General features: G+C 72.9%; 19 protein-coding genes. 8 read left to right on the top strand and 11 right to left on the bottom strand.

Annotated elements, in window-relative coordinates:
* The first annotated feature begins 55 nt into the window (after positions 1–55).
* On the top strand, positions 56–1,060 hold the full coding sequence (locus DLJ47_RS06620; protein WP_446723536.1) for a COX15/CtaA family protein: 1,005 nt from the start codon (positions 56–58) through the stop codon (positions 1,058–1,060).
* Positions 1,061–1,238: 178 nt separating this feature from the next.
* Here the strand turns inward: DLJ47_RS06620 and DLJ47_RS06615 are convergent, their stop codons facing one another.
* The 3 genes from DLJ47_RS06615 to DLJ47_RS06605 all read right to left on the bottom strand — a co-directional run bounded on the left by DLJ47_RS06615 (position 1,239) and on the right by DLJ47_RS06605 (position 3,781).
* Positions 1,239–2,159 (bottom strand): ATP-grasp domain-containing protein, encoded by a 921-nt coding sequence (locus DLJ47_RS06615; protein WP_109899177.1) that lies wholly within the window; start codon positions 2,157–2,159, stop codon positions 1,239–1,241.
* A 2-nt stretch (positions 2,160–2,161) separates the two neighbouring features.
* Complete coding sequence (locus tag DLJ47_RS06610; RefSeq protein ID WP_088992902.1) at positions 2,162–2,497, bottom strand: hypothetical protein; 336 nt, start codon at positions 2,495–2,497, stop codon at positions 2,162–2,164.
* Positions 2,498–2,821: 324 nt separating this feature from the next.
* Complete coding sequence (locus DLJ47_RS06605; RefSeq protein ID WP_109899176.1) at positions 2,822–3,781, bottom strand: heme o synthase; 960 nt, start codon at positions 3,779–3,781, stop codon at positions 2,822–2,824.
* 267 nt (positions 3,782–4,048) lie between these two features.
* Here DLJ47_RS06605 and tkt point away from each other — a divergent pair, with 267 nt between their 5' ends.
* From tkt to pgl, 6 genes are all read left to right on the top strand, one after another.
* Positions 4,049–6,187, top strand: coding sequence for a transketolase (tkt, locus tag DLJ47_RS06600; protein ID WP_109899175.1), 2,139 nt, complete (start codon positions 4,049–4,051; stop codon positions 6,185–6,187).
* Positions 6,188–6,202: 15 nt separating this feature from the next.
* Positions 6,203–7,381: a transaldolase gene (gene tal, locus DLJ47_RS06595; protein WP_109899185.1), complete on the top strand. Its 1,179-nt coding sequence runs from the start codon at positions 6,203–6,205 to the stop codon at positions 7,379–7,381.
* A gap of 52 nt (positions 7,382–7,433) precedes the next feature.
* On the top strand, positions 7,434–9,083 hold the full coding sequence (locus tag DLJ47_RS06590) for a glucose-6-phosphate isomerase (RefSeq protein ID WP_109899174.1): 1,650 nt from the start codon (positions 7,434–7,436) through the stop codon (positions 9,081–9,083).
* A 2-nt stretch (positions 9,084–9,085) separates the two neighbouring features.
* Positions 9,086–10,636: a glucose-6-phosphate dehydrogenase gene (gene zwf / locus DLJ47_RS06585; protein WP_109899173.1), complete on the top strand. Its 1,551-nt coding sequence runs from the start codon at positions 9,086–9,088 to the stop codon at positions 10,634–10,636.
* A gap of 67 nt (positions 10,637–10,703) precedes the next feature.
* A complete protein-coding gene (locus DLJ47_RS06580; RefSeq protein ID WP_109899172.1) occupies positions 10,704–11,720 on the top strand; it encodes a glucose-6-phosphate dehydrogenase assembly protein OpcA in 1,017 nt (338 codons plus the stop codon).
* 79 nt (positions 11,721–11,799) lie between these two features.
* Positions 11,800–12,564, top strand: a complete 765-nt coding sequence (pgl, locus tag DLJ47_RS06575) for a 6-phosphogluconolactonase (protein WP_109899171.1) — start codon at positions 11,800–11,802, stop codon at positions 12,562–12,564.
* A gap of 118 nt (positions 12,565–12,682) precedes the next feature.
* On the opposite strand, the gene DLJ47_RS06570 is transcribed toward pgl, so the two are convergent.
* The 8 genes from DLJ47_RS06570 to rapZ form a co-directional block, all read right to left on the bottom strand.
* Positions 12,683–13,027 carry an RNA polymerase-binding protein RbpA gene (locus DLJ47_RS06570; protein WP_109899170.1) on the bottom strand — a complete coding sequence of 115 codons (345 nt, stop codon included), beginning with the start codon at positions 13,025–13,027 and terminating at the stop codon, positions 12,683–12,685.
* A gap of 136 nt (positions 13,028–13,163) precedes the next feature.
* Complete coding sequence (gene secG, locus DLJ47_RS06565; RefSeq protein WP_088992894.1) at positions 13,164–13,424, bottom strand: preprotein translocase subunit SecG; 261 nt, start codon at positions 13,422–13,424, stop codon at positions 13,164–13,166.
* 93 nt (positions 13,425–13,517) lie between these two features.
* Positions 13,518–14,309, bottom strand: a complete 792-nt coding sequence (gene tpiA, locus DLJ47_RS06560) for a triose-phosphate isomerase (protein WP_109899169.1) — start codon at positions 14,307–14,309, stop codon at positions 13,518–13,520.
* Positions 14,309–15,508 (bottom strand): phosphoglycerate kinase, encoded by a 1,200-nt coding sequence (locus DLJ47_RS06555; RefSeq protein WP_109899168.1) that lies wholly within the window; start codon positions 15,506–15,508, stop codon positions 14,309–14,311. Before DLJ47_RS06555 ends, tpiA begins: the two co-directional genes overlap by 1 nt.
* Positions 15,505–16,509, bottom strand: coding sequence for a type I glyceraldehyde-3-phosphate dehydrogenase (gap, locus tag DLJ47_RS06550; RefSeq protein WP_088992891.1), 1,005 nt, complete (start codon positions 16,507–16,509; stop codon positions 15,505–15,507). Before gap ends, DLJ47_RS06555 begins: the two co-directional genes overlap by 4 nt.
* Before the next feature lie 263 nt (positions 16,510–16,772).
* Positions 16,773–17,753 (bottom strand): DNA-binding protein WhiA, encoded by a 981-nt coding sequence (gene whiA, locus DLJ47_RS06545; RefSeq protein ID WP_088992890.1) that lies wholly within the window; start codon positions 17,751–17,753, stop codon positions 16,773–16,775.
* A gap of 54 nt (positions 17,754–17,807) precedes the next feature.
* On the bottom strand, positions 17,808–18,782 hold the full coding sequence (locus tag DLJ47_RS06540; RefSeq protein WP_109899167.1) for a gluconeogenesis factor YvcK family protein: 975 nt from the start codon (positions 18,780–18,782) through the stop codon (positions 17,808–17,810).
* Positions 18,779–19,666 (bottom strand): RNase adapter RapZ, encoded by an 888-nt coding sequence (gene rapZ / locus DLJ47_RS06535; protein ID WP_088997526.1) that lies wholly within the window; start codon positions 19,664–19,666, stop codon positions 18,779–18,781. The genes DLJ47_RS06540 and rapZ overlap by 4 nt, the downstream gene beginning before the upstream one ends.
* Before the next feature lie 240 nt (positions 19,667–19,906).
* Here rapZ and recQ point away from each other — a divergent pair, with 240 nt between their 5' ends.
* Entirely contained in the window at positions 19,907–21,754 is a 1,848-nt protein-coding gene (recQ, locus tag DLJ47_RS06530; protein ID WP_109899166.1) for a DNA helicase RecQ, read from the top strand.
* Positions 21,755–21,766 lie beyond the last annotated feature (12 nt).

Here is a 21,766-nt window from a genome sequence, read left to right as displayed (position 1 = left end):
TCCCGGTGATCCGAACCACCGTCCGGGCGGAGTCGCACGCTCCTCGATCACTACGGTGCGTAGGATTTGCGCCGTGAAGCGTCCCGTCCGGTCCCCGGCCCCCGCCGCGCCGCAACGCCTGCTCGCCCGGTTTCCGGTCTCCGCCGCCCTGCTGCGCCGACTCGCCCTCGCGTCCATCATCGCGAACGTCGGGATCGTGGTCACCGGCGGGGCCGTCCGACTGACCGACTCCGGCCTCGGCTGCCCCACCTGGCCCCGGTGCACCGACGCCTCCTACGTCGCCACCGCCGCGATGGGCGTGCACGGGGCGATCGAGTTCGGCAACCGGCTGCTCACCTTCGCGGTGGGGATCATCGCGGCGGCGGTGGTGCTGGCGGTGCTGCTGCACCGGCCCCGGCGGCAGGGGGTGCTGCCGCTCGCGGTCGCCGTCCTGTTCGGCATCCCGGCCCAGGCGGTGATCGGCGGGTTCACCGTGCTGAGCGACCTGAACCCCTGGGTGGTCGGGCTGCACTTCCTCGCCTCGATGGTGGTGATCGCGGCGGCGTACGCCCTCTGGCGGCGGATCAAGGACCCGGACGCGCCGGCGGTGCCGGTGGTGCCCGCCCCGCTGCACGCCCTCGCGCTGCTCACCACGCTGGCCAGCGCGGCGGTGCTCGTGGTCGGCACCTGGGTAACCGGCAGCGGCCCGCATTCGGGCGACCACGGGGCCAAGCGCAACGGGCTGGACCCGGAGACCATCTCGCAGGTGCACGCCGACGGGGTGTTCCTGCTGATCGGGCTCTCGGTGGCGCTGATCTTCGCGTTCCGGGCGGTCGGCGCCCGGCGCGCCGAGCGGGCCGCCGTGGTGCTGGTCGCGGTGGAACTCGGGCAGGGCCTGATCGGCTTCGTGCAGTACTTCACCCACCTGCCGGCGGTGCTGGTCGGCGCGCACATGCTCGGCTCCTGCCTGGTGCTGCTGGCCACGCTCTCGGTGCTCTGGTCGACCCGGGAACGCCGCCCGCTCCCCGCCGAGCCGGCCGCCGCCGCCCCGGCCGCCGAACCGGTCCCCGCCACCGCCTGACCCCGCGCCGAGCGCCACCAGATCCGCGATGCGGCGGCCTTCCCCGCCCGCCGAACCACCACATCCGGGATGTGTGTGGCCTCCGGCACCTTTCAGCGGACGGAGCCGGCGGACGTGAGCCGGCCCCGCGGTCCGCGTGGGCGGACCGGCGGGGCCGGGTGAGTGTGGTTGGCGCCGGTCAGGGGCGGCGGGTCAGGTGGGTGCGGATGGCGGTGGCCAGGCGCTCGGGGGCGCCGTCGGCGTGGCCCAGGAAGAGCGACGGCTCGGTGAGCTCCAACTCGACCAGGACCGGTGCGCCGTCCGCGCCCGGGATCAGGTCGACCCGGGCGTAGAGCAGCCGCTCCGCGCCACCCGGCACCGCCGCCAGGGTCTTCTCCGCCACCGCCAACTGTTCCTCGGTGGCGGTGCGGGCGCTGATCTCCTCGGGCTTGTAGAGCCCTTCCACTCCCAGGTCCGGGCCGGTGAGCATCGGACCCTTGCGGATCGCGTGGCTGAACGCCAGGCCGTCCGGGCCGGCCAGGAAGAGCAGCGCTGTCTCGCCGGCGCTGTCCACCGCCCGCAGGTACGGCTGAACCATGGTCACCCGGCCCGCCGCGGAGAGCCGGCGCACGTGCGCCACGGCCAGTTCCCGGTGCTCCGGGTCGGCCAGGTCGTACCGGCCGGTGTCCTGGCTGCCGGCGCTCACCGCCGGCTTGATCACGTACTCGCCGGAGTCGGCGGGCGGCTGCCAGCTCTCCCCTGGCGCGACCCAGGACGTGGGCACGGTGGGCACCCCGGCCGCGGAGAGCTCGGCCAGGTAGCGCTTGTCGGTGTTCCAGCGCACCACGTCGGCCGGGTTGGCCAGCGTCGGCACGGTGGCGGCCCAGGCGACGAACTCGTCGCGGCGCAGCGCGTAGTCCCACGGGGAGCGGAGCACGGCCAGGTCGTAGCCGGCCCAGTCGACGGCCGGGTCGTCCCAGACCGCCGGCTCGGCGGTGACGCCGTGCCGGGCCAGCGGGGCGAGCACCAGCCGGTCGTCCGGGTCGAGGTCGCGCAGTTCGGTGCAGGTGACGAGAGCGACCCGGGGTTCCCCCCGGGTCGACTGGTGGTGGTCGGTCAAGGTCAGCGGGCCATCGTGCGTCGGGCCATCGACCGCCAGAGGTCGTTGCTCGGGCGCATCTGGTCCATCAGCTCACGCTCCCAGGCGTTCTCGACCGCGACCCCAGCCTTGGCGCAGGCCTGCCGCGCGACGACGGTGTCGTCGGCGAACTGGTCGCCCCACGCGCCGTCCGCGCCCACCAGGACGATGCGCGCGCCCCGCTTGCCGACGTACTCGATGACCGCCTTCGCGCCGCCGTGCCCGGCGGCGAACGACTTGATCCCCGCGACCAGGCCGTTGGGGGCCTGCTCGGGAGCGGTCTGCTCGGCCGTCAGCGTCGTATCGGAACCATCTGCCATGACGCGAAGCCTAAGCAGACTTCCACCCAGGTGGGCGAGAACCATGAACCTTTTGTGATGCCAATTACCTCTAGGTTTAAGGAGAACCACAGGTGATTCGCCCGGTTATATCCGGACTTCCGCTGGCAAAGCGGCCCGACAAACCACCCCGGCTCGTTACAGGTTGAGCCCGTCGGACTCATGATGATAGTCACCCTGATGTGATGTGAAACCCGGACAACTCATCCATGATGATGATTTGTCGAGCCAGCTTGCGACCCGGAAGCGGACTCGCCCCGCCAGCGGAAGCGAGCGACCAGCGTCCTCCCGGACGGCCGCCGTGGCTCAGATCAGGGCGTCCAGGGCGACGGCCGCGAAGAGGATGGTCAGGTACGTCGTCGACCAGTGGAACAGCCGCATCGGCTTGACCGCCAGCCCCCGGGCGCTTCGGCGGGCCAGCTTGTGCGCCTCGACGAGGAAGATGGCGCCGACGACCGCGGCGGGCACCCCGTAGATCAGGCTCATCCCCAGCGGCCAGACCGCCAGCGAGGACGCCACGGTCAGCCAGGCGAAGATGACGATCTCGGCGTTCACCCGGCGGGCGGAGGCCACCACCGGCAGCATCGGGATGCCGGCCCGGGCGTAGTCGTCCTTGTACTTCATCGCCAGCGGGTAGAAGTGCGGCATCTGCCAGAAGAAGACCACCGCGAACAGGGCCCACGCCGCCGGCGCCAGCGACCCGGTCACCGCCGCCCAGCCGATCAGCACCGGCGCCGCCCCGCAGGCGCCGCCCCAGAACGTGTTGGCCGTCGTGGTGCGCTTGAGCCAGAGGGTGTAGACGACGTCGTAGTAGACGATCGCGGCGAGGGTGAGCCCGGCGGCCAGCAGGTTGGTGAACGCCGCCATCAGCGCCACCGACACCGCGGCCAGCACCAGCCCGAAGATCAACGCGTTGCGCGGGGTCACCGTGTGCGCCGGCAGCGGGCGGCGCTTGGTGCGCCGCATCAGCTGGTCGATGTCCCGGTCGATGTAGCAGTTGATGACGCTGGCCGCGCCGGCCGCGAGCGAGCCGCCGACCAGCACCACGGCGACCAGCCAGAGCGACGGCAGGCCGCCGTCCGCGAGCATCATCGCCGGCACGGTGGTGACCAGCAGCAGCTCGACGATCCGGGGCTTGGTCAGCGTGACGTACGCCGACAGCACCGCCCGGACGTCCCGCGGCGCGGCCACCGCCTCCTTGCCCCCCGTGCGCACCGGCTGCTGCCCGGCAGGGGTGCTGACGGGGCGGTCGGTGATCATGCTCACGGATTGCCACCTTCCGGCGTCGGCAGGGGAGGTCGGTTCGGCCGGGCCCGGTTCGGGTCCACACACCGCCCCACACACTACGCGCTGTCGTTTTGGCTGCCCGGCCGACCCGGCAACGGTGCGAGCCGTCACACCGTCGCGGGATCGAACGTCGATCCGCCCGGACACGTACAGACCAGCATGCAGAGATCCCCGGGCGGACGTTTAGGACCGCTCGATAGGGTCATCAGTGAGGGTTCCGCCCATCTGCCGAGGAGCACAACCATCGTGGCTGCCAACCGTCCCGAGCACCCTGCACTGAACTGGTCCGACCTCGACCGCCGGGCCGTCGACACCGTCCGCGTGCTGGCCATGGACGCCGTGGAGAAATCCGGCAACGGCCACCCGGGCACCGCGATGAGCCTCGCGCCCGCGGCGTACCTGCTCTTCAACCGGGTGATGCGGCACAACCCGGCCGACCCGAACTGGCCCGGCCGGGACCGTTTCGTGCTCTCCGCCGGCCACTCCAGCCTCACCCTCTACATCCAGCTCTTCCTCTCCGGCTACCCGCTGAGCCTGGAGGACCTGCAGTCGCTGCGGCAGTGGGGCTCGCTGACCCCGGGCCACCCGGAGCACGGGCACACCCCCGGCGTCGAGACCACCACCGGGCCGCTCGGCCAGGGGATGGGCAACGCGGTCGGGATGGCCATGGCGGCCCGCCGCGAGCGCGGCCTGTTCGACCCGGAGGCCGAGCCGGGCGCCTCGGTCTTCGACCACGACATCTGGTGCATCGCCTCCGACGGCGACATCGAGGAGGGCATCAGCCACGAGGCCAGCGCGCTCGCCGGGCACCAGCAGCTGGGCAACCTCTGCGTGATCTACGACGACAACGAGATCTCGATCGAGGACGACACCCGGATCGCCAAGAGCGAGGACGTCGCGGCCCGCTACGAGGCGTACGGCTGGCACGTGCAGACGGTCGACTGGCGCCGCGGCGACGCCGACCAGGGCGACTACCACGAGGACGTGGAGGCGCTCTACCAGGCGCTGCTGGCGGCGAAGGCGGAGACCGGCCGCCCCTCCTTCATCGCGCTGCGCACCATCATCGGCTGGCCCGCCCCCAACAAGCAGAACACCGGCAAGATCCACGGCTCGGCCCTCGGCGCCGACGAGGTGGCCGCCACCAAGCAGATCCTCGGCTTCGACCCGCAGCGCACCTTCGAGGTGGACGAGGAGGTCCTCGCGCACGCCCGCCGGGTGATGGAGCGCGGCGCGGCGGCCCAGCGCGAGTGGACCGGGGCGTTCGACACCTGGGCGCAGGGCAACCCGGAGCGCCGGGCGCTCTGGGACCGGCTGGCCAGCCGGACGCTGCCGCAGGGCTGGGCGGACGCCCTGCCGGAGTTCCCGGCCGACGCCAAGGGCATCGCCACCCGGGCCGCGTCCGGCAAGGTGCTGGAAGCGCTCGCGCCGGTGCTGCCGGAGCTGTGGGGCGGTTCGGCCGACCTGGCCGAGAGCAACAACACCACCATGAAGGGCGAGCCCTCCTTCATTCCGGCCACCCACGCCACCAAGGACTTCCCCGGCCACGAGTACGGCCGCACGCTGCACTTCGGCATCCGCGAGCACGCCATGGGCGCGATCCTCAACGGCATCGCGCTGCACGGCGGCACCCGCCCGTACGGCGGCACCTTCCTGGTGTTCAGCGACTACATGCGGCCGTCCGTCCGGTTGGCCGCGCTGATGAAGCTGCCGGTGGTCTACGTCTGGACGCACGACTCGATCGGCCTCGGCGAGGACGGCCCCACCCACCAGCCGGTGGAGCACCTGACCGCGCTGCGGGCGATCCCGGGGCTGGACGTGGTCCGCCCGGCCGACGCGAACGAGACGGCCTGGGCCTGGCGGCAGGCGCTGGAGCACACCGACCGGCCGACCGCGCTGGCGCTCAGCCGCCAGGCGCTGCCGACCTTCGACCGGTCGACGCTGGCCGGCGCCGAGGGGGTGGCGAAGGGCGGCTATGTGCTGGCCGAGGCGTCCACCGGCAAGCCGCAGGTGATCCTCATCGGCACCGGCTCCGAGGTGCAGCTCTGCCTGACCGCGCGGGAGCGGCTGGAGGCGGACGGCACGCCCACCCGGGTCGTTTCGATGCCCTGCCAGGAGTGGTTCGCCGAGCAGGACGAGGCGTACCGGGAGTCGGTGCTGCCGCGCGGGGTAAAGGCACGGGTGAGCGTGGAGGCGGGCATCGCCATGTCCTGGCGCGCGATCGTCGGCGACTGCGGCGAGAGCGTCAGCCTGGAGCACTACGGGGCGAGTGCCCCGCACTCCGTGCTCTTCGAGCAGTTCGGGTTCACCCCCGACCGGATCGTGGCCGCCGCGCACGCGGCACTGACCCGGGTGGGCGACATCACCGGTTTCACCACCGGCAACTGAGGGAGCGTGGACGGCATGACGGACAGGCTGGGCGAGCTCAGCGCCGCGGGCGTGGCGATCTGGCTCGACGATCTTTCCAGGACGCGACTGAGCTCCGGCGGGCTGGACCAGCTCCGCCGGGAGAAGCACCTGGTCGGGGTGACTTCCAACCCGACCATCTTCGCCAAGGCGCTGAGCGACGCGGACGAGTACAACTGGCAGCTCAGGGACCTCGCCATTCGTGGGGTGGACGTCGAAGAGGCCGTCCGCATGCTCACCACGTACGACGTGCGGTGGGCCTGCGACGTGATGCGGCCGGCGTACGACGCCAGCGGCGGGGTGGACGGCCGGGTCTCCATCGAGGTGGACCCGCGGCTGGCGCACGAGACGGACAAGACCGTCGCCGAGGCCGGCGCGCTGTGGTGGCTGATCGACCGGCCCAACCTCTTCATCAAGATCCCGGCCACCGAGGCCGGCCTGCCGGCGATCACCGCCACCCTGGCCCAGGGGATCAGCGTCAACGTGACTTTGATCTTCGGGCTGGATCGCTACTCGCAGGTGATGGAGGCGTTCCTGGCCGGCCTGGAGCAGGCGAAGGCGAACGGGCACGACCTGTCCAAGATCGGCTCGGTGGCGTCCTTCTTCGTCTCCCGGGTCGACACCGAGGTCGACAAGCGGCTGGAGAAGCTCGGCTCCGAGCAGGCCAAGGCGCTGCGCGGCAAGGCCGCCGTGGCCAACGCCCGGCTGGCGTACGAGCGGTACGGCGAGGTCTTCTCCTCCGACCGCTGGCAGGCCCTGGCCGACGCCGGGGCGCACCCGCAGCGGCCACTGTGGGCCTCCACCTCGACCAAGAACCCGGACTACCGGGACGTCATCTACGTCGAGGAGCTGATCGCACCGGGCACCGTCAACACCATGCCGGAGTCGGTGATCCACGCGTACGCCGACCACGGCGAGACCAGCGCCGACACCGTCACCGGCGGGTACGACGACGCCCGCAAGGTCTTCGCCGACCTGGAGTCGGTGGGCGTCGACATGACCGACGTGATCGCCGTGCTGGAGCGCGAGGGCGTGGAGAAGTTCGAGGCCAGCTGGCAGGAGCTGCTCGACGGCGTCCGCAAGTCGCTGGCCGCCGCCGGGCAGGGCACCGGGCACCCCGGCCGGGCCGCCAAGGACAACGCCCAGGCCGCGCAGCAGGCGGGAGGCAACGCGTGAGCGAACAGATGGACCGGCCCGGCGTGGGCACGCAGCGAAGCGGAGTGCTGTCATGAGCGACCTGATGGCGGGGCCGGTCGAGGCGGCCGCCGGGATCGCGGTGCACGGGGCGGACACGGTCGACCGGTCGGCCCCCGCCTCCACCCGGCAGGCGCTGGTCGCCAACGGCGTACCGGGCCGGTTGGCCGCAAAGGACGCCACCCTGTGGGGTCCCGACGCCGAGGCCGAGGCGAAGATCCGGCTCGGCTGGGTGGACACCCACCGCCGCAGCCGTGAACTGCTCCCCCAGCTCGCCGAGCTGAAGGCGGAGCTGGCCGACCTGGACCACGTGGTGCTCGCCGGGATGGGCGGCTCCTCGCTGGCCCCCGAGGTCATCGCGCGCACCCTCGGCAAGCAGCTGACCGTGCTGGACACCACCGACCCGGGGCAGGTCCGGGCGGCGCTGGCCGACCGGCTGGAGCGCACCGTGGTGGTGGTGGCCAGCAAGTCCGGCTCGACGGTGGAGACCGACAGCCACCGCCGCGCGTACTGGCAGGCGTTCCTCGACGCCGGGATGACCGAGGCGGAGGCCGGCCGGCACTTCGTCATCGTCACCGACCCGGGATCGCCGCTGGAGCAGACCGCGGCCGAGATGGGCGCGATCGCCGTACTGGCCGACCCGAACGTGGGCGGCCGGTACTCGGCGCTGACCGCGTTCGGGCTGGTCCCGTCCGCGCTGGCCGGGGTCGAGGTGGCCGAGCTGCTGGACGAGGCCGAGGCGTTGTTCTCCTCGTTCGGCCGGGACGGCGACAACCCGGGCCTGGCGCTGGGCGCCGCGCTCGGCGCGGCGGCCACCATGGGCCGGGACAAGGTCGCGCTGATCGCCGACGGCACCGGCATCGACGGACTGGGCGACTGGGCCGAGCAACTGATCGCCGAGTCCACCGGCAAGGCCGGGGTCGGCATCCTGCCGGTGGTGGTCGAGTCGCCACAGAGCCCGGGCGCCACCGGGCCGGACGTGCTCACCGTGACCTACGGCGGCGCGCTGGGCGCCGGCCAGCTGCCCGGCGGCGGCGCGACGCCGGACGTGGCGGTCAACGGCCCGCTCGGCGCCCAGTTCCTGACCTGGGAGTACGCCACCGCGGTCGCCGGGGTGGTGCTCGGCATCGACCCGTTCAACCAGCCCAACGTCACCGAGAGCAAGGAAAACACCAACAAGATCCTGGCCTCCGGGGCGCCGGCGGAGACGCCGTCGTTCACCGAGGGCGCGATCGAGGTGTACGCCCCGGCGGGCGCTCCGGGCGACCTGGCCGGCGTGCTGCGCTGGCTGGTGGACGGGCTGGGTGACGACGGCTACCTGGCGGTGATGGCGTACCTCGACCGGTTCGCCGACGCCGACGCGGCCCGGCTGCGGCCGCTGCTCGCCGGCGCCGCCGGACGCCCGGTCACCTTCGGCTGGGGTCCGCGGTTCCTGCACTCCACCGGGCAGTACCACAAGGGCGGCCCGCAGGTCGGCAGCTACCTGCAGCTGACCGGCGCGGTCACCGACGACCTGCCGGTGCCGGGCAAGCCGTACACCTTCGGCGAGCTGCAGGCGGCGCAGGCCGCCGGCGACCGGCAGGCGCTGGCCGGCCGGCAGCGCCCGGTGCTGCGGTTGCACCTGACCGACCGGTCGGCGGGGCTGGCCCAGCTGCTCGATGCGACGGGGGCGCTGCGGGCGTGACGATGGACGACGTGGACCGGGCGGAGCGAGGAGGCGGCGTGAACCCGCTGCGCGACCCGCAGGACCGGCGGCTGCCGAGGATCCCGGAGCCGTGCGCTCTGGTGATCTTCGGCGTCACCGGCGACCTGGCCCGGAAGAAGTTGCTCCCGGCGGTGTACGACCTGGCCAACCGCGGTCTGCTGCCACCGGGTTTCGTGGTTCTCGGGTTCGCCCGGCGGGACTGGGGCGACGGCGACTTCGAGACCCTGGCCTGCGAGGCGGCGAAGAAGCACGCCCGCACCCCGTGGCGGGAGGAGGTCTGGGCGCGGCTGGCCGGCAACATCAAGTTCGTCGGCGGCTCGTTCGACGACGACGCCGCCTTCGACCACCTGGCCCGCTGCCTGGACGAGTTGCGCCAGTCGCACGGCATCCCCGGCAACGCGGCCTTCTACTTCTCCATCCCACCGGCCGCGTTCCCGGTGGTGCTCAAGCAGCTGGCCCGCACCGGGCTGGCCGACAACGAGAAGTCGGGCGGCTGGCGCCGGGTGGTGGTGGAGAAGCCGTTCGGCCACGACCTGCCCTCGGCGAAGGCGCTCAACGACCTGGTCGACGACGTCTTCACCCGGCGGGACGTCTTCCGGATCGACCACTATCTCGGCAAGGAGACGGTCCAGAACATCCTCGCCCTGCGGTTCGCCAACAATCTGTTCGAGCCGCTGTGGAACTCCAAGTACGTCGACTCGGTGCAGATCACCATGGCCGAGGACGTCGGCATCGGTACCCGGGCGGCGTTCTACGACTCGGTCGGCACGGCCCGGGACGTGCTCCAGAACCACCTGCTCCAGTTGCTGGCGCTGGTGGCGATGGAGGAGCCGACCAGCTTCGACGCCGACGAGATCCGCACCGAGAAGCTCAAGGTGCTCAAGGCGATCACGCTGCCCAAGGACGTCTCCCAGGGCACCGTGCGGGGCCAGTACCTGCCGGGCTGGGTGGGCGGCCAGCGGGCGGTGGGCTACCTGGACGAGGAGGGGGTCCCGCCGGACTCCACCACGGAGACGTACGTGGCGGTGCGGCTGGGCATCCAGAACCGGCGCTGGGCCGAGGTGCCGTTCTACATCCGGGCCGGCAAGCGGCTGCCGCGGCGGGTCACCGAGGTGGCCATCATGTTCAAGCGGGCGCCGCACCTGCCGTTCAACCCGGCGGACATGGAGTCGCTGGGCAACAACCAGCTGGTCATCCGGGTGCAGCCGGACGAGGGCGTGGTGCTGAAGTTCGGCGCGAAGGTGCCGGGCACCACGATGGAGGTCCGCGACATCGCGATGGACTTCCAGTACGGCGAGGCGTTCACCGAGTCCAGCCCGGAGGCGTACGAGCGGCTGGTGCTGGACGTGCTGATCGGCGACCGCACCCTCTTCCCGGACGCCGCCGAGGTCGAGCAGAGCTGGCAGGTCGTGGACCCGCTGGAGCACGCCTGGGCGGACACGAAGCCGGAGCCGTACCGGGCCGGCGAGTGGGGTCCGCGGGCCGCCGACGAGATGCTGGCCCGCGAGGGCCGCGCCTGGCGGCGCGCATGAGCGAGCGCAGCGAGCTGAGTGAGCGCAGCGAGCGAATCATCAGGCTTGGACGGACCGGGAGGCTCCAGTGATCGGCCTGTGGGACACCACCGGCAACGAGGTGGTCAAGGCGCTGGCCGCCGAACGTCGCAGCGCCGGCGGGGTGGCCAGCGGGATGGCCCTGACGCTGATCGTGGTGGTGGACGAGAAGCGGGTCCGCGAGGCGGAGGCGGCCGCGACCATAGCGTCCGCCGCCCACCCGTGCCGCCTGGTGGTGGTGGTCCGCGCCGACGTCGAACGGGACCGCAACCGGTTGGACGCGGAGATCGTCGTCGGTGGCCGGCTCGGCCCGGGCGAGGCGGTGGTCACCCGGATGTACGGCCGGCTCGCGCTGCACGCCGAGTCGGTGGTGATGCCGCTGCTGGTGCCGGACGTGCCGGTGGTGACCTGGTGGCACGGCGAGCCACCGGAGGAGATCGCCACCGACTTCCTCGGGGTGGTGGCCGACCGGCGGATCACCGACACCGCGCAGGCCGTGGATCCGATCGAGGCGTTGCGGCAGCGCGCCCGGGACTACGCGCCGGGCGACACCGACCTGGCCTGGACCCGGATCACCCCGTGGCGCACGCTGGTGGCCGGGGCGTTCGACACCACGCAGGCGCGGGTCACCGAGGCGACAGTGGTCGCGCCGGGCAGCGACCCGACGGCGGCGTTGATGATCGGCTGGCTGGGCAGCCGGCTCGGCATCACCCCGCGCTGGCAGACCACCGACCAGTTCCCCCGGATGCGTGAGGTGCAGCTGCGCTGCGCCAACGGCGACGAGCTGACGCTGACCCGGGACGACAGCGTGGCGACGTTCCGCCGGACCGGCCAGGAGGACCGCCAGCTGCCGCTGGTGCGCCGGCCGCTCGGCGACGAGCTGGCCGAGGAGCTGCGCCGGCTCGACGCCGACCAGGTGTACGCGGAGGCGCTCGGCGCCGCCGCCGGGCTGACCGGCCTGGAACAGCGCCCGGGCCAGCGGGTGCACGTCTGGAAGGATCCGGCCACCGCGCAGCGCGCCGAGGCGGGAGTCACCGCGCACGCCGCCACGAGCGGCGAGCACTGAGCCCCGGCGGCCGGCGTACGGCCGGCAGCGGGGATGACGGACAGCGACCGCCGGGCGGTCGGGAAACGAAGGCACACGGATGAGTGAGGTGAGTGTCGCCGTCCACGCCGACGCCGATCTGCTGGCGCAGACCGTGGCGGCTCGGCTGGTGGTGCGGCTGCTCGACGCGCAGGCCGCGCGGGGGCAGGCGGCGATGGTGCTGACCGGCGGGCGGATCGCCGCGGCGGTCTACCGGGCGGTGGCGGCGCTGCCGGCCCGGGACGCGGTGGACTGGTCCCGGGTGGACGTCTGGTGGGGCGACGAGCGGTTCCTGCCGGCCGGCGACCCGGAGCGCAACGAGACCCAGGCGCGGGCGGCGCTGCTGGACGCCGTGCCGCTGGACCCGGCCCGGGTGCACCCGATGCCGCCGTCCGACGCCGGCGCCGACCCGGAGGAGGCGGCCGCCCGGTACGCCGCCGAGCTGGCCGCCGCGGCCCGGCCGGGCACGGCTCTGCTCCCCCACTTCGACGTGCTGCTGCTCGGCGTCGGTGAGGACGGGCACGTGGCCTCGGTCTTCCCGGAGCACCCGGTGCACTACGAGAGCCGGCCGGTCAGCGCGGTGCGGGGCAGTCCGAAGCCACCGCCGGTGCGGACCACCCTCACCCTGCCGGCGATCAACACCGCCGAGGAGGTCTGGCTGGTGGCCAGCGGGGCGGACAAGGCCCACGCGGTGGGGATGGCGCTGGCCGGCGCGGGGCCGGTGCAGTTGCCGGCGGCCGGGGTCCAGGGCACCAGCCGTACCCTCTGGCTGCTGGACCGGTCCGCGGCGGCCGACGTGCCGGCCCGGCTGCGCAGCCTGCGCTAGCCGCGGCGCGGGCCCCCGGCGGCAAAGGCTCACGTCCGGGCGGATCGGCGGGCCGGATCCGAGCAGGCTCGGCTTCCCGCCGGCGAGGACGCCCGCGGACCGGTCGGCCGGCTTCCGGTCAGCCGGTGCCGCGGCGGCGGCGCAGCTCGGCGAGCGCCTCGGCCAGGATGGCCTCGCCCTCGGCGTCGGTGCGCCGCTCCTTCACGTACGCCAGGTGGCTCTTGTAGGGCTCGGACCGCACCCGGCCGGGCGGGTTCTGCGCGTCCTGGCCGGCCGGGTAGCCGCAGCGCGGGCAGTCCCAGACCGGGGGCGCCTCCGCCTCGGCGGCGATCCGGATCTGGGTGTGGTGTCCGTTGCGGCACCAGTAGGTGACCGGCCGGCAGGGGGCCGGCTCGTAGCGCTCGGCGGGGCGTTCGGGCGTGGACCCGACCCGCGAGCCGCGGATGACGTTGCCGTTTGGCACGGCTGCTCGCTCCTGTCGTCGGAGGGGACCGCCGCTCAGGGGGGCGGCGGGCGACGCGGTGCAGCGGGGTGAAACGGACTGCGCGCGGCCCGTCGGGGGACGGACCGCGCGCAGATTGTACGACTTGACGGGCTACTCAGGCGGCGCCGTCGAGTTGCAGCCGGAGCCAGAGGCCAAGCCCAACGATGCAGGCGAACCAGACAATACCCACCAGAACGGTGTAGCGGTCCAGGTTCTTCTCGGCCACCGACGACCCCGCCAGGCTGGAGCTGACGCCGCCGCCGAACATGCTCGACAGCCCGCCACCCTTACCTCGGTGGAGCAGGATCAGCAGGGTGAGCAGGACGCTCGTGATGATCAGCAACACGATCAACGTGTATGCGAACCAGATCGGCATGGCTGGGGTCAGTCCTCTCGTAGCGATCCTCGCCCGGCAGGTCGGGCACGCGGCACCGACCGGCGGACGGGCGGAGTCAAGGATAGCGAGCGATCAGCGGGCGATGTGCTCCGGGAACCGGCAGATCTGCGCGAATTCCTCGGCGTCGAGGCTCGCCCCGCCGACCAGCGCCCCGTCCACGTCCGGCTGCGCCATGATCGCGGCGACGTTGGACGCCTTGACCGAGCCGCCGTAGAGGATCCGGACCTGGTCCGCGGTCTCCTGACCGAAGGTCTCGACCAGCCGGGTGCGGACCGCGCCGCACACCTCCTGGGCGTCCTCCGGGGTGGCCGTCTTGCCGGTGCCGATCGCCCAGACCGGCTCGTACGCGACCACCACCCGGGTGACCTGCTCCGGGGTCAGCCCGTTCAGCGCGGCGTCGAGCTGGTCGCAGCAGTGCGGCACGTGCTCGCCCCGCTCGCGGACCTCCAGCCCCTCCCCCACGCAGAGGATCGGGGTCAGCCCATGGGTCAACGCGGCCTGCACCTTGGCGTTGACGATCGCGTCGTCCTCGTGGTGGTAGGCCCGCCGCTCGGAGTGCCCGACCACCACGTAGGTGCAGCCCAGCTTCGCCAGCATCGGGCCGGCGATGTCGCCGGTGTAGGCCCCGGACGGGTACGGCGAGAGGTCCTGCGCGCCGTAGCCGATCAGCAGCTTGTCGCCGTCCACGGCGGTCTGCACCGTGCGCAGGTCGGTGTACGGCGGCAGCACCACCGTCTCGACCTCGCCGAGCTGCTTCTCGCTGAGGCTGGCCGCCAGCTTCTGCACCAGCAGGTTCGCCTCGAGGTGGTTCAGGTTCATCTTCCAGTTGCCGGCCATCAGGGGCCGGCGGGTGGCACTCGCCATCACTTCTCCAGGGCCGCGATGCCGGGGAGGGTCTTGCCCTCCAGGTATTCCAGGGAGGCGCCGCCGCCGGTGGAGATGTGCCCGAACGACGACTCGTCCAGGCCCAGCGCCCGCACCGCCGCCGCCGAGTCACCGCCACCGACCACGGTGAACGCGCCGGACGTGGCGATCGCCTCGGCGACCCCGCGGGTGCCGTTGGCGAAGGCCGCCATCTCGAACACGCCCATCGGGCCGTTCCAGAAGATCGTCTTCGCGCCCTTGAGCGCGGCGGCGAACCCGGCCACCGTCTCCGGGCCGATGTCCAGCCCGACCCGCTTGCTCGGGATCCCGTCGGCCGGCACGGTGTCGTGCGCGGCGTCCGGGGCGAACGCGTCCGCGGCCACCACGTCGACCGGGAGCAGGATCTTCCCGCCGGAGCGCTCGATCAGGTTGCCGCAGGTCTCGACCATGTCCTCCTCGAGCAGCGAGCTGCCCACCTCGTGGCCCTGGGCCTTGAGGAAGGTGAAGCACATGCCGCCGCCGATGAGCAGCCGGTCGACCGTGGGCAGCAGCGCCTCGATCACGGCGAGCTTGTCGGAGACCTTGGAACCGCCGAGCACCACCACGTACGGGCGGGCCGGGTCGCCGGTGAGGGTGGAGAGCACCTCCACCTCGCGCAGCACCAGCCGGCCGGCGAAGTGCGGCAGCCGGGCCGGCACGTCGTAGACGCTGGCGTGCTTGCGGTGCACCGCGCCGAAGGCGTCGTCGACGTAGGCGTCGCCGAACGCGGCGAGCTGGCCGGCGAAGGCGCCCCGCTCGGCCTCGTCCTTGCTGGTCTCGCCCGCGTTGAAGCGCAGGTTCTCCAGCAGCGCTACCTCGCCGTCGGCGAGCGCGTCCACGGTGGACCGGGCCGAGTCGCCGACCGTGTCGGTGGCGAAGTGCACCGGGGCGCCGAGCAGCTCACCGAGCCGCCCGGCGACCGGGCGGAGGCTGAACGCCGGGTCCGGCGAGCCCTTCGGGCGGCCCAGGTGCGAGCAGACGACCACCTTCGCGCCGGCCCCGGTGAGCGCGCTCAGGGTGGGCAGGACGGCCCGGATCCGGCCGTCGTCCGTGATGTCGCCGGACTGCTTGTCGAGCGGGACGTTCAGGTCGGCGCGCACCAGCACGCGCCGACCCGACACCCCCTCGGCGAGCAGGTCGTCGAGGGTCCGGATGCTCACAGCGACTGACCCACCAGCTTGACCAGGTCCACCAGGCGGTTGGAGTAGCCCCACTCGTTGTCGTACCAGCCGACGACCTTGACCTGGTTGCCGACCACCTTGGTCAGCGGCGCGTCGAAGATGCACGACGCCGGGTCGGTCACGATGTCGGTGGAGACGATCGGGTCCTCGTTGTAGACCAGGATGCCCTTGAGCGGCCCGTCGGCGGCCGCCTTCATCGCGGCGTTGACCTCGTCGACCGTGGTCTCCCGGTTGAGGTTCACGGTCAGGTCGGTGGTCGACCCGGTGGGGATCGGCACCCGCAGCGCGTAGCCGTCCAGCTTGCCCTTGAGCTCCGGCAGCACCAGCCCGATCGCCTTCGCCGCACCGGTCGAGGTCGGCACGATGTTCAGCGCGGCGGCCCGGGCCCGGCGCAGGTCCTTGTGCGGGGCGTCCTGCAGGTTCTGGTCCTGGGTGTACGCGTGGATGGTGGTCATCAGGCCGTGCTGGATGCCGAACGTGTCCTGCAGGACCTTCGCCATCGGGGCGAGGCAGTTGGTGGTGCAGGACGCGTTGGAGATGATGGTGTGCTTGGCCGGGTCGTACTGGTCCTGGTTGACGCCCATCACCACGGTGACGTCCTCGTTCTTCGCCGGCGCGGAGATGATGACCTTCTTGGCCCCGCCGTCGATGTGCGCCTTCGCCTTGGTGGCGTCGGTGAAGAAGCCGGTGGACTCGATGACGACGTCCGCGCCGACCTCGCCCCACGGCAGCTTCGCCGGGTCCTTCTCGGCGTACGCCTTGATGGTCTTGCCGCCCACGGTGATCTCGTCGGCGGTGGCCTTGACCTCCTGCGGGAGGCGACCAAGGATGCTGTCGTACTTGACAAGGTGGGCGAGCGTCCCGTTGTCGGTCAGGTCGTTGACCGCCACGACCTCGACGTCAGCGCCGGACGCCAGCACTGCCCGGAAGAAGTTGCGGCCGATCCGGCCGAAGCCGTTGATGCCAACCCGGATGGTCACAGGTCCCATCTCCTCGCGTTCTGTCCGCCGGCGTGGGATCACCGCCGGCGAAGTGGTGTGCGCCGACCGTTGGAGCCGGCCGTTGACGGTTCATCTCGGCCACCCCGCCGCGGTCGTGGAGACCTGACCGCCCGAGGCGGTGAGCACGGCGAGGAGTACCGGTGCCGGCCCCCTTGCCGTACGCAGCGACCTTATCCGAGCACACGGCGGCGCGCTGCGTCGGGTGGTGATCCCGCACGCGACCGCGACGCCTCACCGTCCTATCAGACCACGAGCATGTCGGGCGTGACGGCCGCTTCGGTATCCGGGATGCCCAGGTCCCGGGCCCGCTTGTCGGCCAGCGCCAGCAGCCGGCGGATCCGGCCGGCGATGGCGTCCTTGGTCAGCGGCGGGTCGGCCAGCGCACCCAGCTCCTCCAGCGAGGCCTGCCGGTGCTCCAGCCGCAGCCGGCCGGCCGAGGTGAGGTGGTGCGGCGCGTCGTCGGCGAGGATCTCCAGGGCTCGGGTCACCCGGGCGGCGGCGGCGACCGCGGCCCGCGCCGAGCGGCGCAGGTTGGCGTCGTCGAAGTTGGCTAGCCGGTTCGCCGTGGCCCGCACCTCGCGACGCACCCGCCGCTCCTCCCAGGCCAGCACGCTGGAGTGCGCGCCGATCCGGGTGAGCAGCGCGGCGATCGCGTCGCCGTCCTTGACCACCACCCGGTCCACCCCGCGCACCTCGCGGTTCTTGGCGGTGATGCCGATCCGCCGGGCCGCGCCGACCAGGGCCAGCGCCGACTCCGGGCCGGGGCAGGTGATCTCCAGCGCGCTGGAGCGGCCCGGCTCGGTCAGCGAGCCGTGCGCCATGAACGCCCCGCGCCAGGCCGACACCGCGCAGCACACGTTCGCCGCCACCACGTGCGGCGGCAGCCCGCGCACCGGCCGGCCGCGCACGTCGAGCAGGCCGGTCTGCCGGGCCAGCGCCTCGCCGTCCTTGACCACCCGGACGATGAAGTGGCTGCCCTTGCGCAGCCCGCCCGAGGCGAGCACGTGGATCTCGCTGGGGTAGCCGTAGACCTCGGCGATCTCCCGCCGCAGCCGCCGGGCCACCGCACCGGTGTCGAGTTCCGCCTCCACGACCACGCGGCCGGAGACGATGTGCAGCCCACCCGCGAACCGGAGCAGCGCCGCCATCTCCGCCCGCCGGCAGCAGGGCTTGGGCACGTCGACCCGACTCAGCTCGTCCTTGACCGCCGCCGTCATCGCCATTGTGCGTCCCCTCACGGACCGGTTCCGGCGTGTCGCCGGAGATTACGTACGTGTCTAACGATCGGCACCCAGGACGGGCACCAGTGCGGCGCCCAGGGCGGCCGGATCATGACGGGGAGTGCCGTCGGTGACCGCGACGGGGGCGAGGACCAGTCGGGCACCCAGCGATTCTGCCGCACGCTCGACCGGTTCGGGGTCACCCACCGCCTTGGAATCCGCCAGCACGAAGTCGACCTTGAGTTCCGGCAGGTACCAGCGCAGCGCGGCGAGATGGTCGGCCACCGACAGCCCGAGCGTCTCCTTCTCGGCCGCCAGGTTCAGGGTGACCAGCCGGCGGGCCGGGCTGCTGATGATCGCCTCGGCTAGCTCCGGCACCAGCAGGTGCGGCAGCACGCTGGTGTACCAGCTGCCCGGCCCGAAGATCAGCCAGTCCGCCGCGCCGATCGCGGTGACCGCCTCCGGGCAGGCCCGCGGTGCGGCCGGGGTCAGCCGCAGCGACTCCACCCGGCCGGCGGTGACCGCCACCTGGTGCTGCCCGGTGACGGTCCGCACCTCGTCCGGGCGGTCCGGGTCGACGCCACGGACCCGCGCCTCGATCCCGACCGGCTCGCAGGACATCGGCAGCACCCGGCCCACCGCGCCGAGCATCGCGCCGGCGTGCTCCAGCGCGGCCACCGGGTCGCCGAGCAACTCCATCAGGCCGTGCAGGACCAGGTTGCCCACCGCGTGCCCGGCCAGCCCGTCGCCGACCGGGCTCGCCGGCACCTCGGCGAAGCGGTGCTGGAACAGCCCGGCGCTGCGCCGCGTCGACGGGTGGTCGCCGGCCAGCGCGACCAGCGCCTGGCGCAGGTCGCCCGGGGGCAGGCCACCCCGCTCGGCGCGCAGCCGGCCACTGGAGCCGCCGTCGTCGCCGACGGTGACCACCGCGGTGATGTCCAGGTCGAGTTCCGGGGCGCAGCGGCGCAGCGCGCGCAGGGACGCGGACAGGCCGTGCCCGCCGCCGAAGGCCACCACCTTCGCCGTCGTCATTCCCGCCCCAGGTCCCGGTGCTGGGCGTTGGCGGCCAGGCCGGACTGGCGCAGCCGGGCGGCCAGCTCCTCGGCGATCGCCACGCTGCGGTGCTTGCCGCCGGTGCAGCCCACCGCCACGGTCAGGTAGCGCTTGCCCTCCCGCTCGAAGCCGGTGGTGGTGGCGTTGACCAGGTCGGCGTACGAGGCCACGAAGGCGTCCGCGCCCTCCTGGCCGAGCACGTACGAGCTGACCGCCTCCTCCCGCCCGGTGTGCTCACGCAGTTCCGGCACCCAGTACGGGTTGGGCAGGAACCGGGCGTCCAGCACGAAGTCGGCGTCCGGCGGCAGGCCGTACTTGAAGCCGAAGGAGAGCACGGTGACCCGCAGCCGGCGGGCGTCCTCGCCGCCGAACAGCTCCTCGATCCGCCGGCGCAGCTGGTTGACGTTCAGGTGGCTGGTGTCGATGATCACGTCGGCCTGGTCCCGGGCCTCCTCCAGCAGGCCGCGCTCGACGGCGATGCCGTCGGCCAGCCGGCCGTCGCCCTGCAACGGGTGCGACCGGCGGACGCTCTCGAACCGGCGGATCAGCACCTCGTCGTCGGCGTCGACGAAGACCACCCGGGGTGAGAAGCCGCGCTCCTTCAGCTCCCGGATCGCCCCGGCGAGGTCGGTGGAGAAGGCGCGCGAGCGGACGTCCAGCACCATCGCCGTCCGCCGGGCCGCCCCGCCGGCCTTGAACGCCAGCTCGGCCATGTCGAGCATCAGCGCCTGGGGCAGGTTGTCCACCACGTAGTAGCCGACGTTCTCCAGCGCCCGGGCCACCGTGCTGCGGCCGCCCCCGGAGAGCCCGGTGACCACCACCAGCGTGGTGTCCGACTCCGCCGGAGCGGGCTGCCCGGCGATCCCCGTCGGGATGCCGTCCCGCTCCTCGGCCGTGCGCGCCTCGCTCACCCCTACCCCCAAGCCGTGGCGCCGCGGCCGGCTGATCCCGGCCGCGATGTGGTCAAACAGCGACTCTATCCCGCCCGGTCGACCGGCCCGGCGGACGCCCGTCCCGGGGTGTCCGGCGCTGTCCGGATCCGCCCCGGCGCGCCCGGCGGCGCGGGCCGGCCGGGTGTCGGCGGCCGCTCGTAGAATCCGCGGATGGCTTCCCCCACCGACCTGCGCACCGCCGACCCGGTCGAGGTGCTGCGCCGGGTGTTCGGCTACGACGCCTTCCGCGGCTTCCAGCAGGAGGTGATCGAGCACGTGGTGGCCGGGGGCGACGCGCTGGTGCTGATGCCCACCGGCGGCGGCAAGTCGCTCTGCTACCAGATCCCGGCGCTGGTCCGCCCCGGTGTGGCGGTGGTGATCTCGCCGCTGATCGCGCTGATGCAGGACCAGGTCGACGCGCTGACCGCGGTCGGCGTACGCGCCGGGTTCCTCAACTCGACGCAGGATCCCGAGGCCCGGCGCCGGGTCGAGGCGGCGTTCGTGGCGGGCGAGCTCGACCTGCTCTACCTCGCCCCCGAGGCGCTGGGCACCCGGGCCGCCCAGGCGCTGCTCGACCGGGGTCGGATCGCCCTGTTCGCCATCGACGAGGCGCACTGCGTGTCGCAGTGGGGGCACGACTTCCGCCCCGACTACCTGGCCCTGTCGATGCTGCATGAACGCTGGCCGCAGGTGCCGCGGATCGCGCTGACCGCCACCGCCACCAGCGCGACCCGCGACGAGATCGCCACCCGGCTGCGGCTGACCGACGCCCGGCACTTCGTGGCCAGCTTCGACCGGCCGAACATCCAGTACCGGATCGTGCCCAAGCGGGAGCCGCGCAAGCAGCTGCTGAGCCTGCTGCGCGACGAGCATCCCGGCGACGCCGGCATCGTCTACTGCCTGTCCCGGGCCTCGGTGGAGAAGACGGCCGAGTTCCTGACCGCCAACGGCATCGCCGCGCTGCCCTACCACGCCGGTCTGGACGCGGCCACCCGCGCCCGCAACCAGCAGCGGTTCCTGCGCGAGGACGGGCTGGTCATGGTGGCGACGATCGCCTTCGGGATGGGCATCGACAAGCCCGACGTCCGGTTCGTCGCGCACCTGGACCTGCCGAAGTCGGTCGAGGGCTACTACCAGGAGACCGGCCGGGCCGGGCGGGACGGCCTGCCGTCGACCGCCTGGCTCGCGTACGGGCTGCAGGACGTGGTGCAGCAGCGCAAGATGATCGAGACCTCGGAGGGCGACCTCGCCCATCGCCGGAACCTGGCCGCCCACCTCGACGCGATGCTGGCGCTCTGCGAGACGGTCCGCTGCCGCCGTTCCCAACTGCTGGACTACTTCGGCGAGCGGTCGACGACCGGGTGCGGCAACTGCGACACCTGCCTCAACCCGCCGGAGTCCTGGGACGGCACGGTGGCCGCGCAGAAGCTGCTCTCCACGGTGTTCCGGCTCGACCGGGAACGCAACCAGCGCTTCGGCGCCGGCCACTGCATCGACATCCTGCTCGGCCGGGCCACCGACAAGGTCACCCAGTACGGCCACGACTCGCTGACCGTGTTCGGCATCGGCGGCGAACTGCGCGAGGCCGAGTGGCGGGGTGTGGTCCGCCAACTGCTCGCCGAGGGGCTGCTGGCCGTCGAGGGCGACTACGGCACGCTGACCCTCACCGAGGCCAGCGCCGAGGTGCTCGGCCGCCGCCGGACGGTGATGATGCGCCGCGAGCCGGAACGCGTCGCGACGGGCCGGTCGAGCAAGCCGCGCGGGGCCGCCACGGTCACCGCCGAGCTGCCGCCGGCCGCCGCGTCGGTGTTCGAGCGGCTGCGCGCCTGGCGGGCCGCCACCGCCAAGGAGCAGGGCGTACCGGCGTACGTCATCTTCCACGACGCCACCCTGCGCCAGATCGCCACCGACGCGCCGACGTCGCTGGCCGAGCTGTCCCGGGTCAGCGGCGTCGGCGAGAACAAGCTGGCCAAGTACGGCGAGCAGATCCTCGGCGTACTCGCCGACGCCCCGGCCTGACCCCGCCACCAC

This window comes from Micromonospora sp. S4605 (assembly GCF_003176715.1).
Taxonomy (GTDB): Bacteria; Actinomycetota; Actinomycetes; order Mycobacteriales; family Micromonosporaceae; genus Micromonospora; species Micromonospora echinaurantiaca.
This window is presented reverse-complemented; position numbering and strand designations above follow the sequence as displayed.